Below are 7,642 nucleotides of genomic sequence, written 5' to 3'. Positions count from 1 at the left end.
TCGGGTCGTGCTGGATAGAACTGGCGCGCACCCCGGCGATCAGCAGTTGGCGTCGGGTGTTCTGAACCATATCGGGTGACCCGGCAACCAAGACCTGATGTTCGGTCCACCGACCGTCGGCGAGTGCCACCTCAACCGCGGTGCCGTATCGATGCTCGATCGTCGAATCCTGTGGCAGCGCAGAGGCATTCAGCCACCACGGGTCATCTTTCTCCTCCGACGCGACGACGACTCGCAGCCACGGGTTGGTCGCGACCATCCGACGCAGGACGCCGAGTTCGTATAGTTCGCCGGGATACTTCGTGCCGTAATACAGCGTTGTGCGAGGGGCATCGACCCGCCGCGACATGTCGGTCAAGATCGCGCGCAGCGGCGCCAAGCCGGTGCCGCCGGCGATCATCAAGACTTCGGGGCCGCCGTACTCGACGTGCAGGGTGCCGTGTGCCTGGGCAAGCGCCCACACATCTCCGACGCGTGTCTCCAGGATGATCGACTTGCTGACCGTTCCGCCCTCGACGCTGCGGATGTGAAACTCCAACTCGCCCTGCGGGTTCGGCGGAATGGCCGGTGAGAAATTACGCCACACGCGTCGCCACTGCGGAATTTGGACTTCAAGATACTGTCCGGATTTGTGCGGCAAGGGCGAGTCGGCGACCAGCCGGATTACCGACACCCCGCGCGATACGCGGAACTTCTCTTCCACGCGCGCTGTCCACACCGCTGGACCTTCGACATACTCGGCCGCGCCGCGCATGACACCGGTCGCCAGGTTCACCGCTTCGGTGATCGACGCCGCGGTGTCCGGGGTCCACGCCTCGCCGAGGATCTCGGCGAACTCGTCGACCACGACCTTCGCCGCGAGTGGGTAGTACTCGGGTAGTACATCGAATTTGCGATGGTCCCGACCGAGTTGACCGAGCACCTCAATGAGGTCGGCGTGTCCGGCCGGCTGCGGCACCACCGCGAGAATGTGGTTGATCATCTTGTGGAAGGACGCCCGCTGATGCGTCATCGATGCGGGGTAGAGTTCTCGAAGATCCGGGCGGATCGCGAATAGCCGGGCGAAGAAGTGGCGCGTGAAAGTCGCTGGGTCATCAGCAATTCGCTGGCGTAGATACTCAATGGGATTGCCTTCAGGATCCGACATTTCCAAAAGCCCTCCTTCCAATTGTGGCTAGTGTGCTGCTCCGACTTTAGTCTGCCTGGCCAAGTTGCGTCCAAAGCCGCGTAATGACGGATCTGAGGCGGCTCGGTGGCAGATGTGGCACGCTCGACTAATGCAGGTGTTGGCGGGAGTCATACCGGGGGTCGTCGACGCTCACGCCCATTTCTGGAATCCGGCACGGACACCGTGGGCGGCTAATCGCCTGTCCCGCGCGTATCGGTTCATGCCCCGGGTCGTCAGCGATGTGGTTTTCGCCGCGGCTGTGCCGCAGGCGGACCGGGAGTTCGCGCTGACGCCGCGCAACGTCGCGCGCGTCTACGAGCCCGAGCAATATCAAACGGATGTGCGTCCGGTGCCGGCTGCCGTGGGGGTGCCGGTCGAATCGGTCGTGTTTGTCGAATCACACTGGCGCGCAGGTAATCACAGTGGAATTGACGAGGCGCGTTATGTTGCCGGACTGCCCTTCGGAAAACGTGGCGCGCCCGAGCTGGGGGCGTTCGTCGCGCATGTTGACCCACGTCATCACAACGTCACCGCGCAGCTCGATCTGATCGGCACCGTTGTGCCGCAGTTGCGCGGGGTCCGGCTGATGGGTGCGCGGCATTCCGACCCCAAAGTGCGTGACTGGATCGACGACGACGCCGTATTGATCTCTCCCGACTTCCTTGATGGCTTTGGGCGGATCGCCGAGCGGGACTTGGTATTTGAAACATTTGTCTACTCGCATCAACTCTACGACGTCGTAAGCCTCGCTCGTGAGTATCCCGACACGCGGATTGTCGTCGACCATCTTGGTGTACCCGTTGGGATCTTCGGCCCGGTCGGATCGCGGACCGGTGCCACCGCGGCGGCACGCGCCGATGTCCTTCGCCTGTGGCGGGAGCGAACTGCGACACTCGCGCAAAACCGGAATGTGGTGATGAAGCTGTCCGGGTTGGCTTTTCCCATTCTCGGTTATGGCCGGATGCCGTCGGGAAATATCGGTAGTCAGGCGACGCTTCAGGAGATGATCACTCCGCTAGTCGACCACCTCTTACTGCATTTCGGAGCCGAGCGGTTGATGTTCGGTAGTAACTTTCCGATCGATAAGCCGAACGCGTCACTGGCGAATATCGTCGCGGGGCTGGCCGAGATACTTGAACCACATGGAGATGCTTTGCTGCGCAGCGTTTTTCGGGAAAATGCGCGTCGCATCTATCGGATAGATTCTTAATGTCACGGGGCAATGCGGTTGCCGCGACCACGAGCGCGATACTAACCAGCGAGATCGGCACTAGGTAGGCGAGCGCCACCCAGTGGCCCGTTGGCGCGCTCGTGGGCGAGGTGATCGACAGTGTCGTCGCGAGTGCGGCCGCGCCCATCGCCGAGAAGAGCTGGCTATTGGTGTTGAGAAGTGTTGAGCCAGAAGGCACATCGGTATCTGGGAGGTTTCGGGTCGATGCCGTCATCAACGGCATCATCGTCGCGCCGGCGCCGATGCCGATCAATATGCTCACCGTGGCCAGCAAGGGATAGGGCGCATTCGTCGCGATACACGCGGCGACGGCGACATAGCCGGCTAGTGCCGACGAGATGCCGACAAGTGCGATGCGTCGTGGATCGATGCGATCGACGAGTCGGGTTGCTATCTGCAGGGTTACCGCTGAGACCAATGCCTGCGCGATCGTCAGCATGCCGGCTATCGTCGCCGAGTCGCCACGCACCTGCTGAACATAAATCGGCAAGGCGATCATCGAACCAAAATATGCCGCGGTGAACGGAGCCAGGGTTGCGAGAGCTGACCACATCGGCCGCCGACGCAACAGCCGGGTATTCAGCAGCGGAATTGAAACACGTTGCGCGCGTAGGGCAAAGCGGAGAATTAGTGTGATCCCGAGGGCGGTTGAAACCAGTCCGATCGGATCGGCGACATCGCCGGTCTCGCCAAGCCGGGACAGTCCAGCGACGACGAGGACCGCTCCGGGCGGCAGGGTGAGCAGGCCGCGCCAGTCGAGTCCGGTGCGCACGCCAGTTTCGCTGCGCGGGAACAGAAGTGCCGCCAACGCGATGGCAATCATTCCGATCGGTAGGTTGATCAGAAACAACACGCGCCACCCCACCGAGTCGACGATGACACCACCGAGGGTGGGTCCGAGGACGGGACCGATGAACAGCGGGAGCCCGAGGACTGCCATCGCCCGCCCGCGGTGAGCTACCTCGGCCGACCGGATGACGATGGTCATTCCGACGGGCGCGAGTAGTCCACCGCCCAAGCCTTGCAAGGCGCGAAACGCGACGAGGCTGCCGATATTCCAGGCCAATCCGGCCATGACTGAACCGCCGACGAATAACGCCAGCGCGGTCAGATAGGTGCGCTTGTCGCCGAAGCGGCTAACGAGCCAGGCGGAGGTGGGCATCACCGCGACCAGGGCGAGGGTATATCCGGTGGTGACCCACTGAACCGTGCTCAGTGTGGTGCCGAATGTGGTGGTGAGTGTGGGAATAGCGATGGCGGTCACGGTGACGTCGAACATCACCATGAGCGTCCCGAGGGCCACGACCAGGGCAATCTTGCGTGCGGTGGAGTTCATAGCACCGATCATTCAAGTTCAAGTTCACTTGAAGTCAAGGCCGAATTTCGCGGTACAGTAGACCGCGTGCCCGCCCAGCATCTGGAACTGACCGTCGGCGAACTCGCCGACCGGTCCGGTGTGGCGACGTCGGCGATCCGCTATTACGACGAACTCGGCCTCATCTTTAGCCGACGCACGTCAGGCAACCAGCGTCGTTATCACCGTGCGATGCTGCGCCGCGTAGCCTTCATCAAGGCCTCGCAAGCCGCTGGAATCCCGTTGTCGGAGATCTCAGAGGTGTTGGGAGCGTTAGGATCTCGCGATTCTCCGACACCAAAGATGTGGGAACACGCGTCACGTCGCTGGGTTGCCGACCTCAACCGGCGCATCGAACTGTTGGAGCGGATGCGCGACCTCATGGGCTCCTGCGTCGGCTGCGGCTGTTTATCGATGACCGATTGCCGGCTACTGAACCCACACGACGAGATGGCCAAGCAAGGCCCCGGTCCGCACCGACTGATGGATGGGCTGGAGTCGGGTCACACTACGTAACCATCGGCGACGTCGAGTGCTCGGTCCAGGATCGAAAGTCCTTCGCGCACTTCGTCATCGGACACGTTGCAGGGCGGCACCGCGTGTATCCGATTGTAATTAGCGAACGGCAGCAGTCCGTTCTCCCTACATGCGGCGACGACCGCGGTCATCGCCGGGCTGGATGCCCCGTAGGGTGCCAACGGTTCCTTGGTTACCCGGTCGGTGACGAGTTCGATAGCCCAGAACACGCCAATTCCGCGAACGTCGCCGACGCTGGGATGTTTGCGCGCCAGGTCCGCTAGTCCAGGGCCGAGTACATCGCGGCCGATACGGGCAGCGTTGTCGACGATGCCTTCCGATTCCATTGCCTCGATGGTTGCCACGGCCGCGGCGGTGGCCAGCGGATGGCCCGAGTAGGTGAGTCCGCCCGGATAGACGGTGTCGGCGAAGGTGGCCGCGATGGCGTCGCTGATGGCTACGCCGCCCAGTGGTACGTAACCGGAGTTGACGCCTTTGGCGAAGGTGATGAGGTCGGGTATCACCGGGGCGCCGTCGGAGTCAAAGTTGTTGATAGCGAACCATTTACCGGTCCGTCCGAAGCCCGCCATCACCTCGTCGGCGACGAAGACGATGCCGTGACGGTCGCAGATCTCGCGTACGCCAGCCAGATATCCCGGCGGCGGAACCATAATGCCCGCCGTGCCGGGCACCGACTCCAGCACGATCGCCGCGATGGTGTCGGGGCCTTCCAGCGAAACCTTGCGCTCGAGATGCTCGAGCGCTCGTTCGCATTCTTGCGTTTCGTTCTCGGCGTGAAAGACACTGCGGTACAAGAACGGTCCGTCGAAACGCACGACGCCGCTGGTCCCGTAATCATTGCGCCAGCGCCGTGGATCGCCGGTCAGATTGATGGCGGTGTCGGTTCCGCCGTGATACGAGCGATAGCGCGTCATGACCTTGTAGCGGCCGGTGTGCAAACGGGCCATCCGCACCGCGTGTTCGACGGCGTCGGCGCCGGCGTTGGTGAAGAACACCCGATCGAGATCGCCCGGGGTGCGTTCGCAAATCAGCCGGGCGGCCTCCGAGCGGGCCTCATTGACGTACTGCGGCGCGATGGTCGTCAGTTTCGCGGCCTGGGCCGCGATGGCCGCGGTCACCCTTGGGTGCTGGTGGCCGATATTGGTGTTGACCAATTGCGAGGAGAAGTCGAGCAGTTTGTGTCCGTCGCCATCCCATACATACGAGCCGGCCGCGGCGATGATCGTCATCGGGTCGATCTGCTTCTGCGCCGACCACGAGTGGAAGACATGTTTGCGATCGAGCTCGTAGGCCCGACGTCCGGCCGTGATGGCGTCGTCGAGATTCATACCCAGGGTCCCTTCAAGTGCGGTGAAGGTGAAATCTACACGGTCGGCTCTAGTGGCGCTGAAACTATCAATGTGATATCACTTTGATAGGCAGCCGAGTGGCCGCCAGAGCTTAGGAGGTAGTCATGGAACTCCGTCAGGCCGTTCGCCGAAACGGATTCGCTGTGTTGTTGCCGGGTTTTGTGGTCTTGGTGGCCGCGATCGTCGGATTGGTGCTCGGCCTCGTCGACTTTGCCAACAATGAGAGGGTCGGATCGCTAGTGGGTGCGATCGTCGCCGGCGTCGTCGCGCTGGTGGTCATCGTCCTCGCGACCGGGTTGACCATAGTTAATCCCAACGAGGCCAAGGTGATTCAGTTCTTCGGGCGTTACGTTGGATCGGTAAGCGAGCCAGGTTTCTTCGCGGTTCTCCCGCTCACCGACCGGCGCAGCATCTCGTTGCGGGTGCGCAACTTCGAAACGCAGAAGCTCAAGGTCAACGATGCTGATGGCAATCCGGTCGAGATCGCGGCCGTGGTCGTGTATCGAGTCACCGACAGCTTCAAGGCCGCGTTCAGCGTCGACGACTACGAAGAGTTTGTCGAGACCCAGTCTGAGGCTGCGGTCCGGCATCTGGCGACCACGCGGCCCTACGACTCGCATAACGAAGATCGGATGAGCCTGCGCGACGGCGCACAAGTGGCCGAGGAAATGACCGACGAGTTGCGCGAGCGCACCGAATCCGCAGGTATAGAGGTCATCGAAGCGCGCATCACGCATCTCGCGTACGCACCGGAGATCGCCCAGGCGATGCTGGTTCGACAGCAGGCTGCCCAGGTGGTTGCCGCGCGTGCGCAGATCGTCGAAGGAGCGGTCGGAATGGTCGGCTTGGCACTGGACCGGCTATCCGAACAAGGCGTCGTCGAACTTGACGAGGAGCGACGCGCCGCGATGGTGTCGAATCTGTTGGTGGTCCTCTGTGGTGACCGGGCCACCCAGCCGGTGGTCAACGCAGGTACCCTCTACGCCTGATGTCGCAGGAGCAGTCAGCGCAGCAGCCGCCGCGCCGCCGCAAACGAGAGCCGAAAAAGGTTCTGCTGCGGCTTGATCCGGCCATCCACGAAGCGATAGCCAAGTGGGCGGCCGACGATCTGCGCAGCGTCAACGCGCAGATCGAATACGCGCTACGCCGGGCACTGGACGACGCCGGCCGGACGCCTAAGAAGTAGGTGTTCGGCGCGGCTCGGTGACGATGGCCAGCGATGTAGGTGTCGAGTGTGTGAACTCGGCGAAGATGAAACCGGCCCACGCGTCATGATCGAGGACCGCGGCAACCGTAGTGCCGGCGGCGATGAACTTTCGGCCATGTGCATTATCAAGTGCGACAACGAGTTCGGCGGTAAAGATGAGCTTGCGCCCATTGAGAGTTACCGGCGTCGATGGCCCGATGATATTCCGGACCGGTTCGTGGTCGGCCACCGATGCGGCGGTGACGATTGTGCGAAGGGCCTCGACGGCGTCGTGGCCGGGTCGCCGGAATGCGGTGAGAAACCCCGCGGCGCCGACGACGCCTTGGTTTCGCAGCATCGCACCGGATAGTGCGGCGGCGACCGGTAGCGCGGCCAACCCGCTGCGACCTAGAGCTCCGATCATCGGGCGCATTTCCCAGTACGCGCGCAGTCGCGATACGTGCATCGCACCGTGTACGCCGACGATGTCGTAGCGCAGGATTGTCGGAACGTCGATCGTCACCGATGTCGAAAGCTGTACCGAGAGAGTGACATCCCGGTATACCGAGCCGTCCGATACCACGTCGGAGTCCGACGAGAAGACGATGTTCCGCGGACCGATGAAAGTGTCGTAGAACTTACCGAGCGCTTCCCGGCCCTGATGCGGTCGCGACCCGACCGGGTCGATGACGGTGCCGTCGTCGGTGAACAGATCCAACCAGGCGGCGCGATCGTGGGCCGCGGTCGCTTGGGGTGACCGAAGCGCCGTGGCCAGCAATGCGGACCTGTCCGCCGGTGTCGTCATATATCAATATTA

7 protein-coding genes and 1 pseudogene are annotated in these 7,642 nt (G+C 62.5%); 4 read left to right on the top strand and 4 right to left on the bottom strand.

Annotated features, from left to right (window positions below; translation table 11 throughout):
• The coding region (locus tag GOEFS_RS03820) for an FAD-binding oxidoreductase (RefSeq protein ID WP_007316558.1) at positions 1–1,147 on the bottom strand (1,147 nt) is incomplete at its 3' end.
• A 130-nt stretch (positions 1,148–1,277) separates the two neighbouring features.
• On the opposite strand from GOEFS_RS03820, the gene GOEFS_RS23115 reads away from it, so the two are divergent.
• The gene (locus tag GOEFS_RS23115) at positions 1,278–2,378 is read left to right on the top strand and encodes an amidohydrolase family protein (RefSeq protein ID WP_138917871.1); all 1,101 of its coding nucleotides are present in this window, start codon (positions 1,278–1,280) and stop codon (positions 2,376–2,378) included.
• Between the two features lie 130 nt (positions 2,379–2,508).
• On the opposite strand, the pseudogene GOEFS_RS23745 reads toward GOEFS_RS23115, so the two are convergent.
• Positions 2,509–3,735 (bottom strand): annotated as a pseudogene (locus GOEFS_RS23745) (DHA2 family efflux MFS transporter permease subunit); the annotation flags it as partial.
• Between the two features lie 66 nt (positions 3,736–3,801).
• On the opposite strand from GOEFS_RS23745, the gene soxR reads away from it, so the two are divergent.
• Entirely contained in the window at positions 3,802–4,269 is a 468-nt protein-coding gene (gene soxR, locus GOEFS_RS03805) for a redox-sensitive transcriptional activator SoxR (protein WP_007316555.1), read from the top strand.
• Here soxR and GOEFS_RS03800 read toward each other — a convergent pair.
• Positions 4,257–5,618, bottom strand: a complete 1,362-nt coding sequence (locus GOEFS_RS03800) for an aspartate aminotransferase family protein (protein ID WP_007316554.1) — start codon at positions 5,616–5,618, stop codon at positions 4,257–4,259. The genes soxR and GOEFS_RS03800 overlap by 13 nt on opposite strands.
• Before the next feature lie 125 nt (positions 5,619–5,743).
• Between GOEFS_RS03800 and GOEFS_RS03795 the strand changes: the two genes are divergently transcribed.
• Both GOEFS_RS03795 and GOEFS_RS03790 read left to right on the top strand, forming a co-directional pair.
• Positions 5,744–6,628 carry an SPFH domain-containing protein gene (locus tag GOEFS_RS03795; RefSeq protein WP_007316553.1) on the top strand — a complete coding sequence of 295 codons (885 nt, stop codon included), beginning with the start codon at positions 5,744–5,746 and terminating at the stop codon, positions 6,626–6,628.
• Positions 6,628–6,825 carry a type II toxin-antitoxin system antitoxin gene (locus tag GOEFS_RS03790; protein ID WP_007316552.1) on the top strand — a complete coding sequence of 66 codons (198 nt, stop codon included), beginning with the start codon at positions 6,628–6,630 and terminating at the stop codon, positions 6,823–6,825. Before GOEFS_RS03795 ends, GOEFS_RS03790 begins: the two co-directional genes overlap by 1 nt.
• Here GOEFS_RS03790 and GOEFS_RS03785 read toward each other — a convergent pair.
• On the bottom strand, positions 6,815–7,630 hold the full coding sequence (locus GOEFS_RS03785; protein ID WP_007316551.1) for a nuclear transport factor 2 family protein: 816 nt from the start codon (positions 7,628–7,630) through the stop codon (positions 6,815–6,817). The two genes, GOEFS_RS03790 and GOEFS_RS03785, sit on opposite strands and share 11 nt — an antisense overlap.
• Positions 7,631–7,642: the final 12 nt, after the last annotated feature.

The sequence above is a fragment of the Gordonia effusa NBRC 100432 genome (assembly GCF_000241305.1).
Taxonomy (GTDB): domain Bacteria; phylum Actinomycetota; class Actinomycetes; order Mycobacteriales; family Mycobacteriaceae; genus Gordonia; species Gordonia effusa.
The sequence above is the reverse complement of the archived record's forward strand: the minus strand, read 5'-3'. Positions and strand labels throughout refer to the sequence as shown.

Bases quoted from the DNA above. Each gene is read 5' to 3' on its own strand.
- GOEFS_RS03790 (WP_007316552.1), top strand. From the start codon at position 6,628: ATGTCGCAGGAGCAGTCAGCGCAGCAGCCGCCGCGCCGCCGCAAACGA.
- GOEFS_RS03800 (WP_007316554.1), bottom strand. From the start codon at position 5,618: ATGAATCTCGACGACGCCATCACGGCCGGACGTCGGGCCTACGAGCTC.
- GOEFS_RS03795 (WP_007316553.1), top strand. From the start codon at position 5,744: ATGGAACTCCGTCAGGCCGTTCGCCGAAACGGATTCGCTGTGTTGTTG.
- GOEFS_RS03785 (WP_007316551.1), bottom strand. From the start codon at position 7,630: ATGACGACACCGGCGGACAGGTCCGCATTGCTGGCCACGGCGCTTCGG.
- GOEFS_RS23115 (WP_138917871.1), top strand. From the start codon at position 1,278: ATGCAGGTGTTGGCGGGAGTCATACCGGGGGTCGTCGACGCTCACGCC.